At 61.2% G+C, this 18,184-nt stretch carries 13 protein-coding genes and 1 tRNA gene; 3 read left to right on the top strand and 11 right to left on the bottom strand.

The window, feature by feature from the left end:
* Window positions 1-246 precede the first annotated feature (246 nt).
* Together ABIE18_RS14385 and rpoB are read right to left on the bottom strand one after the other, a co-directional pair.
* On the bottom strand, window positions 247-4,146 hold the full coding sequence (locus ABIE18_RS14385; protein ID WP_224165000.1) for a DNA-directed RNA polymerase subunit beta': 3,900 nt from the start codon (window positions 4,144-4,146) through the stop codon (window positions 247-249).
* Between the two features lie 104 nt (window positions 4,147-4,250).
* Window positions 4,251-7,757 (bottom strand): DNA-directed RNA polymerase subunit beta, encoded by a 3,507-nt coding sequence (gene rpoB, locus ABIE18_RS14380; protein ID WP_216925082.1) that lies wholly within the window; start codon window positions 7,755-7,757, stop codon window positions 4,251-4,253.
* A gap of 475 nt (window positions 7,758-8,232) precedes the next feature.
* Here rpoB and ABIE18_RS14375 point away from each other — a divergent pair, with 475 nt between their 5' ends.
* Together ABIE18_RS14375 and ABIE18_RS14370 are read left to right on the top strand one after the other, a co-directional pair.
* Window positions 8,233-9,432, top strand: coding sequence for an acetyl-CoA C-acetyltransferase (locus ABIE18_RS14375; protein ID WP_499723414.1), 1,200 nt, complete (start codon window positions 8,233-8,235; stop codon window positions 9,430-9,432).
* A 43-nt stretch (window positions 9,433-9,475) separates the two neighbouring features.
* Window positions 9,476-9,943 carry an aminoacyl-tRNA deacylase gene (locus tag ABIE18_RS14370; protein WP_477514593.1) on the top strand — a complete coding sequence of 156 codons (468 nt, stop codon included), beginning with the start codon at window positions 9,476-9,478 and terminating at the stop codon, window positions 9,941-9,943.
* 118 nt (window positions 9,944-10,061) lie between these two features.
* Here ABIE18_RS14370 and rplL read toward each other — a convergent pair whose 3' ends face one another.
* The 9 genes from rplL to ABIE18_RS14325 all read right to left on the bottom strand — a co-directional run bounded on the left by rplL (window position 10,062) and on the right by ABIE18_RS14325 (window position 16,609).
* Window positions 10,062-10,439 carry a 50S ribosomal protein L7/L12 gene (gene rplL, locus ABIE18_RS14365; protein WP_189013656.1) on the bottom strand — a complete coding sequence of 126 codons (378 nt, stop codon included), beginning with the start codon at window positions 10,437-10,439 and terminating at the stop codon, window positions 10,062-10,064.
* A gap of 76 nt (window positions 10,440-10,515) precedes the next feature.
* Window positions 10,516-11,106: a 50S ribosomal protein L10 gene (gene rplJ / locus ABIE18_RS14360; RefSeq protein WP_477514594.1), complete on the bottom strand. Its 591-nt coding sequence runs from the start codon at window positions 11,104-11,106 to the stop codon at window positions 10,516-10,518.
* A 326-nt stretch (window positions 11,107-11,432) separates the two neighbouring features.
* Window positions 11,433-12,605: a GNAT family N-acetyltransferase gene (locus ABIE18_RS14355; RefSeq protein WP_499723413.1), complete on the bottom strand. Its 1,173-nt coding sequence runs from the start codon at window positions 12,603-12,605 to the stop codon at window positions 11,433-11,435.
* Window positions 12,584-13,696, bottom strand: a complete 1,113-nt coding sequence (locus ABIE18_RS14350; RefSeq protein ID WP_499723412.1) for a GNAT family N-acetyltransferase — start codon at window positions 13,694-13,696, stop codon at window positions 12,584-12,586. Before ABIE18_RS14350 ends, ABIE18_RS14355 begins: the two co-directional genes overlap by 22 nt.
* A gap of 121 nt (window positions 13,697-13,817) precedes the next feature.
* Complete coding sequence (gene rplA, locus ABIE18_RS14345) at window positions 13,818-14,525, bottom strand: 50S ribosomal protein L1 (RefSeq protein WP_281450716.1); 708 nt, start codon at window positions 14,523-14,525, stop codon at window positions 13,818-13,820.
* A 132-nt stretch (window positions 14,526-14,657) separates the two neighbouring features.
* Window positions 14,658-15,089, bottom strand: a complete 432-nt coding sequence (rplK, locus tag ABIE18_RS14340) for a 50S ribosomal protein L11 (RefSeq protein ID WP_166183617.1) — start codon at window positions 15,087-15,089, stop codon at window positions 14,658-14,660.
* A gap of 130 nt (window positions 15,090-15,219) precedes the next feature.
* A complete protein-coding gene (nusG, locus tag ABIE18_RS14335; RefSeq protein WP_377650720.1) occupies window positions 15,220-16,059 on the bottom strand; it encodes a transcription termination/antitermination protein NusG in 840 nt (279 codons plus the stop codon).
* Between the two features lie 114 nt (window positions 16,060-16,173).
* A complete protein-coding gene (gene secE, locus ABIE18_RS14330; RefSeq protein WP_216925074.1) occupies window positions 16,174-16,455 on the bottom strand; it encodes a preprotein translocase subunit SecE in 282 nt (93 codons plus the stop codon).
* A gap of 81 nt (window positions 16,456-16,536) precedes the next feature.
* Window positions 16,537-16,609, bottom strand: a tRNA-Trp gene (locus ABIE18_RS14325).
* Window positions 16,610-16,865: 256 nt separating this feature from the next.
* Here ABIE18_RS14325 and ABIE18_RS14320 point away from each other — a divergent pair.
* Entirely contained in the window at window positions 16,866-18,095 is a 1,230-nt protein-coding gene (locus tag ABIE18_RS14320; protein ID WP_498699747.1) for a pyridoxal phosphate-dependent aminotransferase, read from the top strand.
* Window positions 18,096-18,184: the final 89 nt, after the last annotated feature.

Below are 18,184 nucleotides of genomic sequence, written 5' to 3'. Positions count from 1 at the left end.
GTGCAAAAGTGCGGCATTCGTTGCGCATGTTGCCCGCAACCCGGAAACAGGCTCCACCCAGCACCATGAGAACAAAACCAAAATGATGCTGCGGCGGCCTTCATCCACTGCCACACAGAACAATTACCAAAATTCTAGCACGGCTTGATCTGAGGCCTTAATCGGGTGTATGGCGTTCCATTAACGGGACGGGCTCCGCACTCAAGAGTGCGGAGCCCGTCCTTCAGCCATTAACTACTGCTGGTTTCAGCGGAAGTCGTTGCCGAGATCGTAGTCATCCAGCGGGATGGCGTGGAACTCGGGAGCACCGTCGCCGCCGAGGGCGTCATAGGAGAAATCGGTGAAAGCGCTGGGGCCCGTGAACAGGCTTGCCTTTGCTTCCTCGGTCGGCTCAACCGTGACCTCCGTGTAACGGGGCAGGCCCGTTCCGGCCGGGATGAGCTTACCGATGATGACGTTCTCCTTGAGGCCGAGCAGAGGATCGCTCTTGCCTTCCATGGCCGCCTGCGTCAGGACGCGGGTGGTCTCCTGGAAGGAAGCGGCCGACAGCCACGACTCGGTTGCCAGGGACGCCTTGGTGATACCCATGAGTTCCGGACGACCCGAGGCCGGGGACTTGCCCTCGGACACGACGCGGCGGTTCTCGTCTTCGAAGCGGGAGCGCTCTGCAAGCTCACCAGGGAGCAGGTCGGAGTCGCCGGATTCGATGACGGTCACGCGGCGCAGCATCTGGCGGACGATAACCTCGACGTGCTTGTCGTGGATACCAATACCCTGGCTGCGGTAAACGCCCTGGACCTCGTCCACAAGGAACTTCTGTGCGGCACGGGGACCCATGATGCGCAGAACCTGCTTCGGGTCCACCGGACCGTTGATCAGCTTCTGGCCGACGCTGACGTGCTCGCCATCCTCAATGAGGAGACGGGAACGGCGCAGCACCGGGTAGGCAATCTCTTCGGAACCATCGTCCGGAGTGATGACCAGGCGCATCTGGCGCTCGGACTCTTCGATGGTGATGCGGCCGGCTGCTTCAGCAATCGGTGCAACACCCTTCGGAGTACGGGCTTCGAAGAGCTCCTGGATACGGGGCAGACCCTGGGTGATGTCGTCGCCACCACCAGCAGAAACAGCACCACCGGTGTGGAACGTACGCATGGTCAGCTGGGTACCGGGCTCACCGATGGACTGCGCGGCAATGATGCCCACGGCCTCGCCGATGTCCACGGTCTTGCCTGTTGCCAGCGAACGGCCGTAGCAGAGCGCACAGGTGCCGACCTTGGACTCACAGGTGAGTACGGAGCGGACCTTGACTTCAGTGATACCTGCAGCCAGCAGCTGGTCGATAACGACGTCGCCGCAGTCGGTACCACCGGCAGCCAGGACGTTGCCCTGGGCATCGACGACGTCGACAGCCAGCGTACGTGCGTAGGCGCTGTTCTCGACGTTCTCGTCCAGGACGAGCTCACCGTTGGAATCCGGCACGGCGATCGGCGTAAGCAGACCGCGTTCGGTGCCGCAGTCCTCTTCGCGGACGATGACGTCCTGCGAAACGTCCACCAGACGACGGGTCAGGTAACCCGAGTTGGCGGTACGGAGAGCGGTATCGGCCAGACCCTTACGGGCACCGTGCGTGGCGATGAAGTATTCCAACACCGACAGGCCCTCGCGGTAGGAGGACTTGATCGGGCGAGGGATGATCTCACCCTTCGGGTTGGCCACAAGACCACGGATACCCGCGATCTGGCGAACCTGCATCCAGTTACCACGTGCACCGGAGGACACCATGCGGTTGATGGTGTTCATCGGGGACAGGCTGTCACGCATCGCCTGGGCGATCTCGTTGGTGGCCTTGTTCCAGATCTCGATCAGTTCCTGGCGACGCTCGTCGTCGTCGATCAGGCCCTTGTCGTACTGGCCCTGGATCTTGGCAGCCATGTTCTCGTAACCAGCCAGGATGGCGGGCTTGGAGGTAGGCACCTCGATGTCGGAGATAGCCACGGTGACGCCCGAGCGGGTTGCCCAGTAGAAACCGGCATCCTTCAGGTTATCCAGCGTTGCGGCCGTGACAACCTTCGGGTAGCGCTCGGCGAGGTCGTTGACGATCCGGGACAGTTCGCCCTTGTCGGCAACAGCCTCAACCCACGGGTAATCCTCGGGCAGCGTCTGGTTGAAGATGACCTGGCCCAGGGAGGTCTGCACGAGAGCAGGCTGACCCGGCTCCCAACCTTCCGGAGCTTCCCAACCGGCGTAAGGCACGAAGTTGTCCAGACGGATCTTGACCTGGGAGTTCAGGTGCAGATCACGGGCGTCGTACGCCATGATGGCTTCCGAAACCGAGGAGAAGATGCGGCCCTCGCCGGCAGAGCCGACGCGCTTGGTGGTCAGGTGGTACAGGCCGATGATCATATCCTGCGAAGGCAGGGTAACCGGGCGGCCATCGGACGGCTTCAGGATGTTGTTCGAGGACAGCATCAGGATGCGGGCTTCGGCCTGGGCTTCCGGGCTCAGCGGCAGGTGCACTGCCATCTGGTCGCCGTCGAAGTCAGCGTTGAAGGCGCCACAAACCAGCGGGTGAAGCTGGATTGCCTTGCCTTCAACAAGCTGCGGTTCGAAGGCCTGGATGCCGAGGCGGTGAAGGGTAGGTGCACGGTTGAGCAGCACCGGGTGTTCGGTGATGATCTCTTCCAGCACGTCCCAAACCTGCGGACGGTAACGCTCGACCATGCGCTTTGCCGACTTGATGTTCTGTGCGTGGTTGAGGTCAACCAGGCGCTTCATCACGAACGGCTTGAAGAGCTCCAAGGCCATCTGCTTGGGCAGACCACACTGGTGCAGCTTCAGCTGCGGGCCAACGACGATGACCGAACGGCCGGAGTAGTCAACACGCTTGCCGAGGAGGTTCTGGCGGAAACGACCCTGCTTGCCCTTGAGCATGTCGCTCAGGGACTTCAGGGGACGGTTGCCCGGACCCGTAACGGGGCGGCCACGACGACCGTTGTCGAAGAGGCTGTCAACAGCTTCCTGAAGCATGCGCTTCTCGTTGTTGACGATGATCTCCGGAGCACCGAGGTCAAGCAGTCGCTTGAGTCGGTTGTTGCGGTTGATCACACGACGGTAGAGGTCGTTGAGGTCCGAGGTCGCGAAGCGGCCACCGTCCAACTGGACCATCGGGCGCAGTTCCGGCGGGATCACCGGGACGGCGTCCAGAACCATGCCGAGCGGGCTGTTGTTGGTGGTCAGGAATGCGTTGACAACCTTCAGGCGCTTCAGGGCACGCGTCTTGCGCTGGCCCTTGCCGTTCTGTATGGTGTCGCGCAGGGACTCGGCCTCAGCCTGCATGTCAAAGGTCTCAAGACGCTTCTTGATCGCCTCGGCACCCATGGAGCCTTCGAAGTACATGCCGTAGCGGTCACGCAGTTCGCGGTACAGGCCCTCGTCGCCCTCAAGGTCAGCGACCTTGAGGTTCTTGAAGCGGTCCCAGACCTGCTCAAGGCGCTCGATATCGGCGTCGGCACGCTTGCGGACGTTCGCCATCTGGCGGTCTGCGGAGTCGCGGGCCTTCTTCTTGTCGGCAGCCTTGGCGCCTTCACCTTCAAGACGGGCAAGCTCGTCTTCAAGGTCGCGGGCGATCGTGGCGATGTCGCTGTCGCGGTTGTCCACCAGCTGCTTCTTCTCGAGGTCGTGCTCGACCTGGAGGTTCGGCAGTTCAGCGTGGCGGTTTTCCGTGTCAACGCTGGTGATCATGTAGGCAGCGAAGTAGATGACCTTCTCAAGGTCCTTCGGAGCCAGGTCCAAGAGGTAGCCCAAGCGCGAGGGAACGCCCTTGAAGTACCAGATGTGGGTTACGGGCGCAGCCAGTTCGATGTGGCCCATGCGCTCACGACGCACCTTTGCGCGGGTGACTTCAACGCCACAACGCTCACAGATGATGCCCTTGAAGCGGACGCGCTTGTACTTGCCGCAGTAGCATTCCCAGTCGCGGGAAGGACCGAAGATCTTCTCGCAGAAAAGACCGTCCTTCTCAGGCTTGAGGGTGCGGTAGTTGATGGTTTCCGGCTTCTTGACCTCACCGTAAGACCAGCCACGGATGTCTTCCGCGGTGGCGAGGCCGATCTGCATGAGGCCGAAGGAGGATTCGCTGGACATATGGTCCCTGTTCTCTCTTGTTCTCTAAATTCTGAAGTCTTGGTTACGGGAAGAGGGAGCTGTTCCGGTGGACAGTGACGTACTGCTGCCCACCGGAACGGCTACTAAACCTCTTCTACGGAACTGGGCTCTGCACGAGACAGATCGATGCCCAGTTCTTCCGCAGCCGTGAAGACTGCGTCATCAGAGTCACGCATTTCGATCGTGGTTCCATCGGTGGAAAGAACTTCCACGTTCAGGCACAACGACTGCATTTCCTTGATCAAGACCTTGAAGGACTCGGGAACGCCAGGCTCAGGGATGTTCTCGCCCTTGACGATGGCTTCGTAGACCTTCACACGACCATGGATGTCATCGGACTTGATCGTGAGGAGTTCCTGAAGCGTGTAGGCAGCGCCGTAAGCTTCGAGCGCCCACACTTCCATTTCACCGAAGCGCTGGCCACCGAACTGCGCCTTACCACCCAGCGGCTGCTGCGTGATCATGGAGTACGGACCGGTGGAACGCGCGTGGATCTTGTCGTCCACCAGGTGGTGGAGCTTCAGGATGTACATGTAACCGACGGAGATCGGGTCCGGGAACGGCTCGCCGGAGCGGCCGTCGAACAGACGGGTCTTGCCGGAGGAATCGATCAGGCGGTCGCCGTCGCGGGTCACGTTGGTGGAGTCAAGCAGGCCCGTGATTTCTTCTTCGCGGGCGCCATCGAACACCGGGGTGGCAACAGTGGTCTGGCCGGTTTCACGGGGCAGGTTGGGCAGGTTCTTGACCCACTCCGGCTCGCCTTCGATCTTCCAACCGGTCTTGGCAACCCAACCGAGGTGGGTTTCCAGGACCTGGCCAACGTTCATACGACCCGGAACACCAAGCGGGTTCAGGACGATGTCCACCGGGGTACCGTCTGCAAGGAAGGGCATGTCCTCGATCGGAAGGATCTTGGAGATAACACCCTTGTTGCCGTGACGGCCGGCGAGCTTGTCGCCGTCGGTGATCTTGCGCTTGGCTGCAACGTAGACGCGGACCAGCTGGTTCACGCCCGGGGGCAGTTCGTCGTCGTTGTCGCGGTCGAAGACGCGGACGCCGATGACCGTACCGGACTCGCCGTGGGGAACCTTCAAGGAGGTGTCGCGGACTTCGCGGGACTTCTCACCGAAGATGGCGCGGAGAAGACGCTCTTCCGGAGTCAGTTCGGTTTCACCCTTGGGTGTGACCTTTCCGACCAGGATGTCTCCGGCTTCAACCTCGGCACCAATGTGGATGATGCCGCGCTCGTCCAGGCCTGCAAGGACTTCCTCGGACACGTTGGGGATGTCACGTGTGATTTCCTCGGCACCAAGCTTGGTGTCGCGGGCATCGATCTCGTGCTCCTCGATGTGGATGGAGGAAAGAACGTCCTCAGCAACAATGCGCTGGGACAGGATGATGGCGTCCTCGAAGTTGTGGCCTTCCCATGACATGAATGCCACGAGCAGGTTCTTACCGAGGGCGAGTTCACCCTGGTCCGTTGCAGGACCGTCGGCGATGATGCCGCCGACTTCCAGGCGCTGGCCTTCGTTGACCAGGACACGGTGGTTGTAGCAGTTGCCCTGGTTGGAACGGGCGAACTTGTTGATGCGGTAGTTGGTCTCCGTGCCGTCGTCATTGATCATGACAACGAGCTCAGCGGAAACCTCGGTGACCACACCTGCCTTCTTCGCGATGACAACGTCACCGGCGTCGACTGCTGCTGCGCGCTCCATGCCGGTGCCCACGAAAGGAGCCTCGGAACGGACCAGCGGCACAGCCTGGCGCTGCATGTTCGCACCCATGAGTGCACGGTTGGCATCGTCATGCTCGAGGAACGGGATCAGGGCGGTTGCCACGGACACCATCTGGCGCGGGGAAACATCCATGAACTGAACTTCGGCAGCGGGTACCAGGACCGGCTCGCCTCCACCACCACGGGCACGGACAAGGACGGTCTCTTCCGAGAACTTCTTGTCAGCGTCCAGCGGAGCGTTGGCCTGTGCGATCAGGACTTCAGCTTCGTCGTCGGCAGTGAGGTACTGGACCTCATCCGAAACGACACCCTCGGAAACGAGGCGGTAAGGCGTCTCGATGAAGCCGAACGGGTTGATGCGGCCGTAGGAAGCCAGCGAACCGATCAGACCAATGTTCGGGCCTTCAGGGGTTTCGATGGGGCACATACGTCCGTAGTGGGACGGGTGAACGTCTCGAACTTCCATGCCTGCGCGGTCACGGGAAAGACCACCCGGGCCAAGAGCCGACAGGCGGCGCTTGTGGGTCAGACCCGAAAGCGGGTTGTTCTGGTCCATGAACTGCGACAGCTGGGAGGTTCCGAAGAACTCCTTGATGGCAGCGACAACCGGACGGATGTTGATCAGCGTCTGCGGCGTGATGGCCTCGACGTCCTGCGTGGTCATGCGTTCGCGAACAACACGCTCCATGCGGGAAAGGCCGGTGCGGACCTGGTTCTCGATCAGTTCGCCAACGGCGCGGATGCGACGGTTGCCGAAGTGGTCGATGTCATCGATCTCGACGCGGAGCTCGTGGTCTTCGCCATCGCGCTTGCCCATGAGGGTCTTCTCGCCGGCATGCAGCGCAACGAGGAACTTGATCATGGCGACGATGTCTTCGACGTGCAGGACCGAAGCTTCCTTGTCACCAAGGGAGCGGTCGATACCGAGCTTGCGGTTGATCTTGTAACGGCCAACCTTGGCGAGGTCATAACGCTTGGCGTTGAAGTACAGGTTGTCCAGCAGGGACTGTGCAGCCTCGACGGTGGGCGGCTCGCCCGGACGCAGCTTGCGGTAGATGTCCAGAAGCGCGTCTTCGCGGGTTTCGGTGGCGTCCTTCTCCAGCGTTGCACGCATGGAGTCGTACTGGCCGAACTCTTCCAGGATCTGGCCTTCGGTCCAGCCGAGGGCCTTCAGCAGAACGGTGACCGACTGCTTGCGCTTGCGGTCGAGGCGAACGCCGACCTGGTCGCGCTTGTCAATTTCGAGTTCGAACCATGCACCGCGGGACGGGATGATCTTCGCAGTGAAGATGTCCTTGTCACTGGTCTTGTCCGCGGTGCGCTCGAAGTAGGCGCCCGGCGAACGGACCAGCTGGGAGACAACGACACGCTCGGTGCCGTTGACGACGAACGTTCCCTTTTCAGTCATGAGGGGGAAGTCGCCCATGAACACGGTCTGCTGCTTGATTTCGCCCGTGTTGTTGTTCATGAACTCGGCCTTGACATACAGCGGTGCCGAGTAAGTGGCGTCACGGTCTTTGCATTCGGCCATGGTGTACTTCGGATCAGCGAACTCCGGCTCGGAGAAGCTCAGGGACATAGTGCCCTGGAAGTCCTCGATGGGGGAGATCTCTTCGAAGATGTCGGCAAGTCCGGAGGTGGTGGCGACGCTGAGGTCGCCCTCCTCGACAGCCTTCGCTACCCGCGCCTGCCAGCGTTCGTTTCCGACGAGCCAGTCAAAGCTGTCCGTCTGCAGGGCGAGAAGATTCGGAACATCAAGGGGTTCGTGAATCTTTGCGAATGAGAGGCGGCGAGTGGCACCATCGGTGCTTGCCGTGTTAGCGGTTTCGTTATTAGAGGTGCTCGAGGCGACCAAGAGGGATCCTTCCACAGACCTTCAGGCGTTTTCAGATCTCCCCCGTTTGCATGATGCAGAGTGCTCCGCAGCATACTTATTCCGGTTCCGCTATATGACCCGGACCCAGTCTGCACACATGCCAGTGCACGTTGTGAACGGCACGTCAATGTTGCAGCTGAGAGGTAAAGCCCACCGCTATATGAAGGCTGAAGGTTAACAGGGAAGACGCAAATATCTACGATACGGCAAAGTAGCCTTCCTGTCTACCCCAGATTGTCCGTGAATGCAAGCACTGTTGCTGCAGGCACCTATGCGGAGGCATCGGTCTGCGTCGCGGACCAGGCTCGCACGGCGCACCAGCTCCCCTGTGAAATCTCCTGCCGTGGAACCTCCTGCTGTGGAATCTACCGACGAACGCAAGCGTTGGAAAGGATAGGCTGTCGCACGCCGCACGATAGCCTTGGCTACACCACCACGGATCGGAAGAGAGACCATGAACAACTCCGCTGACGACAATGACGTTGTCATCCTTGCTGCTTCCCGTACCCCACAGGGGCGGCTCAATGGGCAGCTGGCCGGATTCACCGCCGTCGACCTTGGCGCCCATGCCATCAGCGCTGCACTGGCGGCCAGCGGCGTAAAAGCCGAACAAGTGGACGCGGTCATCATGGGACAGGTGCTACAAGCGGGCGCTGGCCAGAACCCCGCCCGGCAGAGCGCCATCGCGGCAGGTGTTGGCTGGAACATCCCTGCCGTCACCATCAACAAGGTTTGCCTCTCCGGCCTCACGGCTGTCATTGATGCCGCCAGGATGATCCGCAGCGGGGACGCCACCGTAGTTGTGGCCGGCGGCCAGGAATCCATGACCCGCGCCCCACATCTGCTTCCCGGCTCCCGGCAGGGTTGGACCTATGGCGCAATCCAGGCGTTGGACGTTGCCGCACATGACGGACTCACGGATGCGTTCGATGGCCAGTCCATGGGCTTGTCCACGGAGACCAAGAACGTGACGCTCGGCATTGACCGCCGTGCGCAGGACGAAGTTGCTGCTGCTTCCCACCAGCGCGCTGCTGCCGCAATCGCTGAGGGAATTTTCGACGTCGAAATCGCTCCCTTGAGCGTGAAGCAGCGCAAGGGGGATCCGGTGACCCTCACCTCGGACGAGGGCGTCCGGCCGAACACCACCCTGGAAACCCTTGCCCCTTTGAAGGCCGCCTTCGCCACGGATGGCACCATTACCGCCGGCAACTCCTCTCCCCTGTCCGACGGCGCCTCCGCACTCGTGCTGACAAGTCGCCGCTTTGCCAAGGACAACGGGCTGGAATACCTTGCGGTCGTGGGCAAGCCAGGCCAGGTGGCTGGCCCGGACAACTCGCTGCACTCGCAGCCGTCCAACGCCATTTCGCAAGCATTGAAGCGGGCTGGATGGACCGCCGAGGACCTGGACTTCATAGAGATTAACGAGGCCTTTGGCTCCGTGGCCGTCCAATCATTGAAGGACCTGAGCTACCCGCTGGAGAAATGCAACATCCACGGCGGCGCAATCGCTCTCGGCCACCCTATCGGTGCTTCCGGGGCCCGGCTGGCCCTGCACGCGGCCCACGAACTCAAGCGCAGGGGAACCGGCAAGGCTGCCGTGTCCCTCTGTGGCGGCGGCGGCCAGGGCGAAGCTCTCCTGCTGTTCCGCGACTAATGGCACGGGACAACTGATGGCCCAGGACGTGGTGGAACCTCACATGAACGGGGCGGAACGGTTCCTGTCCGACGCCGCCGCGCGCGGACTGGAGGTGGACGTCGTCGAGCGTCCTGCTGCCAGAAGCCTCGAGGAGGCGGCAGGCATCCTGGGGATCAGCCCCGGGGACATCGTGAAGTCCCTCGTGGTCAAGCATCGCGACGGTAGCTTCCTCTTCGCGCTGATCCCCGGCGACCGGCAGATCTCCTGGCCCAAGCTGCGGGCGTTGGTGGGCGTAAACAAGCTCTCGCTGCCGCACGCCGATGTTGCCCTGGCCGCAACCGGCTATGAGCGCGGGACCATCACTCCCCTGGGAAGTACCACGCCCTGGCCGGTGTATGCGGATGCCACCATCACCGGACGCCGCATCTCCATGGGTGCCGGAGCCCATGGCAGGAGTGCCTTCGTGGACGCCGATCAACTCACGGCCGCACTCGGAGCAATCGTCGCCGACATCAGCGAACCCAACTAAGTAGCAGTTAAGCGCGTTTTGAGCGTTCCAAACGCGCTTAACTGCGACCTGCTTGGGTGCATTAAACGCAGGAAGCCCCGCCCGGCGAACCGGACGGGGCTTCCACAAGCAAGACGAGTTACTTGAGGGTAACCGTTGCGCCAGCTTCTTCGAGCTGAGCCTTTGCCTTCTCTGCGGCTTCCTTGGTGGCGCCTTCGAGAACAGCCTTCGGTGCGCTGTCAACCAGGTCCTTGGCTTCCTTGAGGCCGAGGGAGGTGATGGCGCGAACTTCCTTGATCACTGCGATCTTCTTGTCGCCAGCAGCTTCGAGGACGACGTCGAAGTCGGTCTTCTCTTCAGCAGCTTCAGCAGCACCGCCGGCAGCGGGGCCAGCAACTGCAACAGCAGCAGCCGTAACTTCGAAGGTCTCTTCGAAGAGCTTGACGAACTCGGAGAGCTCGATGATGGTCAGTTCCTTGAAAGCTTCAATGAGCTCTTCGTTGCTGAGCTTCGCCATGGTGGCGTCCTTCCATTAGTCGGTGCAGATCCGGACAATGCCGCTCCATGCACCTGAGTTTGATTGGGGGGAGAACTTAGTTCTCTTCGGTTGCAGCTTCAGCGGCTTCGGCCGGAGCCGCAACCTCTTCAGCAGCAGCCTCGGCGGCCGGAGCTTCGTCAGCGGCCGGTGCAGGTGCGCCGCCCTCTTCTTCAAGCTTGAGGCGCAGGGCATCGATGATGCGTGCGGCAGCGGATGCGGGGGCCTTGAGGACACCAGCAACACGTGCAAGCTGCAGCTCGCGGGACTCCAGCGCTGCCAGTGCGGCAACACCTTCTGCGTCCAATGCCTTGCCTTCGAAGTAACCGGTCTTGATAACCAGCTGCTTGTTGGTCTTGGCAAAGTCCGTCAGGCTCTTGGCAGCAGCAACAGCGTCGCCCTTGATGAAGGCGATTGCAGTGGGGCCGGCAAGCTGATCGCCGAACGCGTCGACACCAGCTTCCTTGGCTGCAATGGCGCTCAGGGTGTTCTTGACGACCGAGAACTTGGTGTCCTGGCCGAGCGCAACACGCAGTTCCTTGAGCTGTGCAACAGTGAGCCCGCGGTATTCGGTCAGGACAGCCGCGTTCGATTCCTTGAAATCGTTGGTGATCTCTGCAACAGCGGAGACCTTGCTAGGCGTTGTCATAACCCTCCTTCCGGGGAATAAAGCCGGTCTTCCGGGTCCCCGCTCACGAGAGCTAAAACTAAAAACGCCCCGCGCAGATGCACGGGGCTTGGCTCAACACAGTTTTGCACTGCGGAGACTTGCTTCGTTCACCTGCGTTGGCCGCCCTATGTTCAGGGTCCTTCGTCAAGGAATGCACTTTGTTCTCAGGGGCGTCGCTGCAGAATTGAGCTGCGCTCGAAAGAGTGGATTCCCATCAACCGACGGTCTTTGGTACTTCAAGGTTACGGGAGAGGGATCAGCAAACCAAATCGACGCCGCTGCGCCCCGATGGGATGCCCGTCTGGCTACTCCGACGACGTAACCTTCGGTCCCCGATCTGGAAGCTCCTTTTGCCAGAGTCCGGTGACTCCCGCCGTCGTGAATCCCAATTGCTTGTTCACGGTCAGGAGGTACCGGTTTTCCGGTGCGTTCCAGGTGTAAATGACCCGGGCATCGGGAAATTGCTCACTGAGCCTTTCCATGTTGGCCACCTTGATCAGCAGGCCCAGCTTATTGCCGCGATGTTCCTGCAGGACCAAAGTGTCGTCCTGGAAAACGACGTCCTGACGGTGCGCGAGGACGCTGATCGTGGTGAGGCCGGCCAGCCGCCCGCTCTCAATATGCTCGACGGCGGTAACCACCGTCTGCCGGCCCTGCGCCAAGGCGGCGTCTTCGGTTTCGCGCAAAACCGCGGCGTCAAAGACCATGCCGGTAACCTCGACAGCGGAGTCTTCTTCCTCGCCGTCCTCACCGTGGACAACCTCACCCGCAGCGTTTTCCAGCTCAGCCACGGCCTCCAACCACGCCTCAGGGCAGCGATCAGTCCAGTGGTGCAGCCTGTAGCGGCCAGCGTTCGCTTCCTCGGCCTCGGCTTGAAGATCCGCAACCAGTTTGGAATCCAGCGGCAGCACGCAGGAACTGAACTGCTCGATGTGCTGAAGGGTGTAACCGGCCCGCTGGGCAAAGTCCACTTCCCTGCTGCTGACAGGAACGAAGCCCGGGCCGCTGCCGGGAATCAACTGGTCTTCAGGTATCTCTGTTAGCGAGGTTGCCGGGTGGTTCGTGTCCACCAAAACCATGGTGCGGCCCTCTGAACGTGCCAGCTGCTCTGCGGCCTCCAGAAGCTGGCGTCCGACGCCCTGGCTCTGATACTCCGGGAGAATATCCAGGGTGAACTCCGCCAGGTCCATGTTGTCCGCGAGCGGCAGCGCAATGTCCACTGTTCCCACGATGACCCCGTCCACCTTGGCTACCAGGATGATCTGGCGCTCATAGGGGTCAGAGAACTCAAGCAGCTTCTCCAAGGGCGTGTATGCCAGGTCATCGCTCCCCCAGGTCTGCATCCGGACCCGTCGCGCCACTTCCACGGCGTCCAGGAAATCCCTAGCTTTGGGGCTGTCCAGATTGTCCGGCACCCATAGCTGCTCGACTACAACGGTCTTCGCCTCGTCTACAGTCATCCCAGCCGTTTCTGCCATTCGCCTTCAAAACCGGAAGGCTTGAATCCAAGGGCGATATTTATGGCCAGCATATGCCGGTTTTCATTGGCGTTCCATGTCATGACGCCCGTGGCGTCCGGCCAAAGATCTTCTGCACTCCGAAGATTGGCGATTTTGACCAGCATGCCAAGGCCGTGTCCCCGGTGCCCGGGAGCCACCAGTGTGTCCTCCTGGCTGACGACCGCCGGCAACGCCTCACGGTGGGTCAGAACCGTATAGGCAGCCAACTCCCCGCTCGTGTGGTGCTGGGCAGCAGCTACAACTGAGTCCACGCCACTTGCCCGCCACGTGGATTCCTCACGCCGAACCCGCACGGCGTCCCACTCTTCGCCTTCCCATCCCAGACCGGCGATGGGCACCTCCGTGCTCATGAGGCTCTTGAGCCGGGCAAAACTGTCCACGAGTTCGTCCGGGCATTCGTTCATCCAGCCAATGACGTTGTACTCCGTTGCCCGGCGCATCGCCTCCACTTCGAGTTCGATCAGGTGCGCCTCATCAGCCGGCAGGGTCAAGGTGCTGCTGGTTTCGACCTGTTCCAGGGAATAGCCATGGTGCAAGGCAAAGCGGGTCGATGCCGCGTTCAGTGGAACGCCACCCGTGCCGGACTTTGCCTCCAGCAGCGCTTCCCCGGCCAGCACGGGGGCGATCGGCTCCCCACAGTACCCGTCAAGGGAAGTGCGGTTCCGCCCCACTGCCGCTTTTTCAAGGACTTCCAGGATCCTCGTCCCTATCCCGCGCCGACGGAAAGCGGGGTCCACGAGGACGTCCACACCCGCCGTCGTCGTGTTCTCGCTCAACGGCAGCGTCAGCGATCCGCTGCCCACCACAACGCCGTCCAAGCGGGTCAGGTGGACCTGCCGCTCCTCATATTCGTTGCCCTGCCAGAACATGAACGACTCCGCCAATGTGGCCGAATGGTCCAGGTTCCCCCACAAGGCAAGCTCGTGGGCGATGCGTAACGCATGGAAGGCTTTGAAGTCCGGTGAGGCAGTGGCCTCCGGACCTTGCGGAACGGGAAGCCTCTCGATGGTGAGCCCACCGTTGGCGGAAAAGTTCGACGACGACGCCACGCCCCACAGCCTACGGCCGCCTCAGGTGGCAAACAAGTCGCGGCGAGCCTGCACGAACACATGAAAAGGGACCGCCCGGCAAATGCCGGACGGCCCCTTTCAGAGTTAGTACTCCCGAAGCTTACGCGTCGGTGAGAACCTTGGTGACGTTCGGGTCAACGGTGATGCCCGGACCGAACGTGGTGGCAACAGTAGCCTTCTGGATGTAGCGGCCCTTGGAAGCGGACGGCTTCAGGCGAAGCACCTCTTCCAGTGCAGCTGCGTAGTTCTCAGCCAGCTTCTGGGCGTCGAAGGACACCTTGCCGATGATGAAGTGCAGGTTCGAGTGCTTATCGACGCGGAAGTCGATCTTGCCGCCCTTGATGTCGTTGACAGCCTTGGTGACATCCGGGGTAACCGTACCGGTCTTCGGGTTCGGCATGAGGTTACGCGGGCCGAGGACCTTACCGAGGCGGCCGACCTTGCCCATGAGGTCAGGGGTTGCCACAGCGGCGTCGAAGTCGGTCCAGCCGGCTGCGATCTTTTCGATCAGGTCATCGGAACCAACGAAGTCGGCGCCGGCAGCGATTGCTGCCTCAGCCTTGTCGCCGGTTGCGAAAACGAGGACGCGGGCGGTCTTACCGGTGCCGTGCGGCAGGTTGACGGTGCCACGGACCATCTGGTCAGCCTTACGCGGGTCAACGCCCAGGCGGAAAGCGACCTCAACGGTTGCGTCGAACTTGGAAGGGTTGGTGTCCTTCGCGAGGGTGATTGCCTCGAACGGGGCGTAGACCTTGTCTGCCTCGATCTTGGCTACGGCTGCCTCATATGCTTTGCTGCGCTTTGCCATGCTGCTTATTTCTCCTTGTGCAGTTGTGGTCTGCGGACCGCGCTGGGCCCTGCCACAAGTCGTGGATCCGGCAAGGATCCTGCGACATTTTAATGTTTCAGATGCCGGTTGCCCGGCGGATGAAGGCTGTTATTAGCCCTCTACGGTGATACCCATGGAACGGGCGGTACCGGCGATGATCTTGGCAGCTGCCGCGATGTCGTTGGCGTTGAGGTCTTCCATCTTGGTGGAAGCAATCTCTTCGACCTGCGCCTGGGTCAGCTTGGCAACCTTGACGGTGTGCGGGGTAGCCGAACCCTTGGCAACGCCTGCAGCCTTCTTGATGAGCTCTGCAGCCGGCGGGGTCTTGGTGATGAAGGTGAAGGAACGGTCTTCGTAGACCGTGATTTCAACCGGGATAACGTTTCCGCGCTGGGATTCCGTTGCAGCGTTGTACGCCTTGCAGAATTCCATGATGTTGACACCGTGCTGGCCAAGCGCAGGACCGATCGGCGGAGCCGGGTTAGCGGCACCTGCCTGGATCTGCAGCTTGATGAGGCCGGTGACCTTCTTCTTGGGAGCCAATGTAGGGTCCTTCTCTCAATAGCTTCCTGGGACACAGGAGCGCGTCCCAGGTTGGTGGCCGCCATGGCAAGGCGGCCGGCCGCTTCCGAACCGCAAAGCAGGCGGAACGGGAGCGAAATCTTGGAATCAGCTAGATCTTGGTGACCTGGTTGAATGCGAGCGTAACCGGGGTTTCGCGCTCGAAGATCGAGACCAGGACCACGAGGGTCTGGGACTCGGGCTTGATCTCGGAGATCGTTGCCGGAAGGGTCTCGAACGGGCCTTCCTTGACGATGACGGACTCGCCGACCTCGAAGTCGACGGCCACGGGAGCCTGGTTCTGCTTGTTGACGGGCTTGCCCTTCTCGGCCTGCTCTTCTTCGAAGACCGGGGCGAGCATGGAGAAGACCTCGTCAAGGCGCAGCGGAACCGGGTTGTGGGCGTTGCCCACGAAGCCAGTGACCCCGGGGGTGTGGCGAACGGCGCCCCAGGAAGCATCGGTCAGGTCCATGCGGACCAGAACGTAACCGGGGATGCGGACGCGGTTGATCACCTTGCGCTGCGCGTTCTTGATCTCGACGACTTCTTCCATCGGGACCTGGATTTCGAAGATGTAATCTTCCATGTCCAGCGTCTGGATGCGGGTCTCAAGGTTGGCCTTCACGCGGTTTTCGTAACCGGCGTAGGAGTGAATGACGTACCAGTCACCCTCCTGGCGGCGCAGCTTGGCCTTGAATTCCTCAGCCGGATCGGCAGGGGCTGCAGCAGCAGCCGCCTCCAGCGAGACATCCGCAGCGTCCTCGTCGGACTCGTCATCAGACTCAGCGTCTACGTCGGACTCGAAATCCTCTTCGGAGTCATCGACGTCGGCAGATTCGGGCGCAGCAGAGTCAGCCTCCGACTCTTCCGCAGCCTCAGCCGCGGCGTCGTCCGTGCTTTCAGCGGGCCCATCCAGCTCAGCCTCGTTTACCTCAAGCTCCTGCTCAGACACTTGGTCTCCTGCTTCCTCATTGCCTAACATGCCTATTTAAATGGCTCAATTCCGCAAACCTCACAAAATTCCTGAAATACCAAGGAATTTCGCGCGGTTTGCGGACAGATCCGCTTAGCGGTCCGTAGCGCCTGATCCACCGAAGACCCAGCTCACTCCCGTGCCGAAGGCAAGGTCCAGCAGGGTGACGATGAGCATCATGATGGCTACGAACACCAGCACCACGACCGTGTAATTGATCAGTTCCTTGCGGGTCGGGGCAACGACCTTCTTCAGTTCGCCGATAACCTGGCGGATGAAGAGTGCAATTCGGGCAAAGAAGCCGGCATCGGCTTTCTTGGCAGGACGGCCCTTTGAGCTGCTAGCAGCCGTTTCGGTCACCTGGTCCTCACTCACCTTGCAAAGTCGTTTGACCCGGCTCTGATCAGAGCCATGGTTGCTGCGCTTGCCCCGGCGTTTCCGCCGGAACAGCTTGCGCAGGGCAGACAGGACTCGAACCTGCAACCTGCGGTTTTGGAGACCGCTGCGCTACCAATTGCGCCACTACCCTATGGATCGAATCCATGTTTCAGGCCGCACTTCAGCCTGTGGTGCTTTTCAACACCGGTGAACCAGTCTACGCAAGAACTTCGCGATAGTCGAACCGGACTAATTCCGGGCCTTCCGGCCGCTTATGAATCAATGTGAGCAGCATTATCAGTCACATTGTCCAGCAGGCGCCCGGGAGCTCCGCAGAACAGCATAAGGTAGTTTACGTCGAATCCCATCATCCAGCCCACGAGCTGCCTGCGAAGAACGGTACATAGATGTCTGCCGGAACACCTGCCGCCCGCATTTCACAACGAATCTCCGCTATTGCCGAGTCCGCCACCCTTGCCGTTGACGCCAAGGCCAAGGCACTGAAGGCCGCGGGGCGCCCCGTGATCGGTTTCGGTGCCGGCGAACCCGATTTCCCCACCCCGGACTACATCGTCAAGGCAGCAATTGAGGCTGCTGCCCAGCCGAAGTACCACCGCTACTCCCCCGCTGCCGGGCTTCCCGAGCTGAAGAAGGCCATCGCCGATAAGACCCTCCGGGACTCCGGCTACAAAGTGGACCCGTCGCAGGTCCTGGTGACCAACGGTGGCAAGCAAGCGGTCTACAACACCTTCGCCACCTTGGTTGACCCGGGCGACGAAGTCATCATCCCCACGCCCTTCTGGACCACTTATCCGGAAGCCATCCGTCTCGCAGGGGGCGTTCCGGTGGAGGTATTCGCCGGACCCGAGCAGGGCTACCTCGTCACCATCGAGCAGTTGGAAGCCGCGCTGACGGACAAGACCAAGATCTTGCTGTTCGTCTCCCCGTCCAACCCGACCGGCGCTGTATACAGCCCGGAGCAGGTTGCGGAGATCGGAAAGTGGGCCGCTTCCAAGGGCCTGTGGGTGGTCACGGATGAAATCTACGAGCACCTGACCTATGACGGCGTGGAGTTCACCTCCATCGCCACCGCCGCACCGGAGCTTGGCGACAAAGTCGTCATCCTCAACGGCGTGGCCAAGACCTACGCCATGACAGGTTGGCGCGTGGGTTGGATGATCGGTCCGGCCGATGTCATCAAGGCCGCGACCAACCTCCAGTCGCACGCGACGTCCAACGTCTCAAACATCATGCAGGTGGCCGCTGCCGCTGCCCTCACGGGTCCGCTGACCGCCGTCGACGAAATGAAGGTCGCCTTCGACCGCCGCCGCAAGGCAATTGTCGCCGGCCTGAACGCGATTGATGGCGTGGAATGCCCGACGCCGACCGGCGCCTTCTACGTGTATGCCGACGTTCGTGGACTGCTGGGTAAGGAATTCGAAACCTCCAACGGCCCGGTGCGCCCGAGCACATCCGCAGAACTTGCCACGCTCATCCTGGACGAGGTTGAAGTTGCCATCGTTCCCGGCGAAGCATTCGGCCCCTCCGGTTACGTCCGCCTTTCCTACGCACTTGGCGACGACGACCTCGCCGAGGGTGTCCGCCGGATCCAGGAATTCCTGGGCCGGGCGAAATAGCTCATTACCCGGTAGCGCTTCAGGGTTGAATGCTCCCGCACCAATATTTGGTGCGGGAGCATTTCCGTTTAAGCAGCGGGATGTGCGAG

It is taken from the genome of Arthrobacter sp. 2762 (assembly GCF_040548745.1).
Classification (GTDB): domain Bacteria; phylum Actinomycetota; class Actinomycetes; order Actinomycetales; family Micrococcaceae; genus Arthrobacter.
The sequence above is the reverse complement of the archived record's forward strand: the minus strand, read 5'-3'. Positions and strand labels throughout refer to the sequence as shown.

What these genes read in the sequence shown, in the direction of transcription:
- ABIE18_RS14370 (WP_477514593.1), top strand. Translation starts at nt 9,476, where the DNA reads ATGAACGGGGCGGAACGGTTCCTGTCCGACGCCGCCGCGCGCGGACTG.
- ABIE18_RS14375 (WP_499723414.1), top strand. Translation starts at nt 8,233, where the DNA reads ATGAACAACTCCGCTGACGACAATGACGTTGTCATCCTTGCTGCTTCC.
- ABIE18_RS14320 (WP_498699747.1), top strand. Translation starts at nt 16,866, where the DNA reads ATGTCTGCCGGAACACCTGCCGCCCGCATTTCACAACGAATCTCCGCT.
- rplA (WP_281450716.1), bottom strand. Translation starts at nt 14,525, where the DNA reads ATGGCAAAGCGCAGCAAAGCATATGAGGCAGCCGTAGCCAAGATCGAG.
- rplL (WP_189013656.1), bottom strand. Translation starts at nt 10,439, where the DNA reads ATGGCGAAGCTCAGCAACGAAGAGCTCATTGAAGCTTTCAAGGAACTG.
- rplJ (WP_477514594.1), bottom strand. Translation starts at nt 11,106, where the DNA reads ATGACAACGCCTAGCAAGGTCTCCGCTGTTGCAGAGATCACCAACGAT.
- ABIE18_RS14355 (WP_499723413.1), bottom strand. Translation starts at nt 12,605, where the DNA reads ATGGCAGAAACGGCTGGGATGACTGTAGACGAGGCGAAGACCGTTGTA.
- ABIE18_RS14385 (WP_224165000.1), bottom strand. Translation starts at nt 4,146, where the DNA reads ATGTCCAGCGAATCCTCCTTCGGCCTCATGCAGATCGGCCTCGCCACC.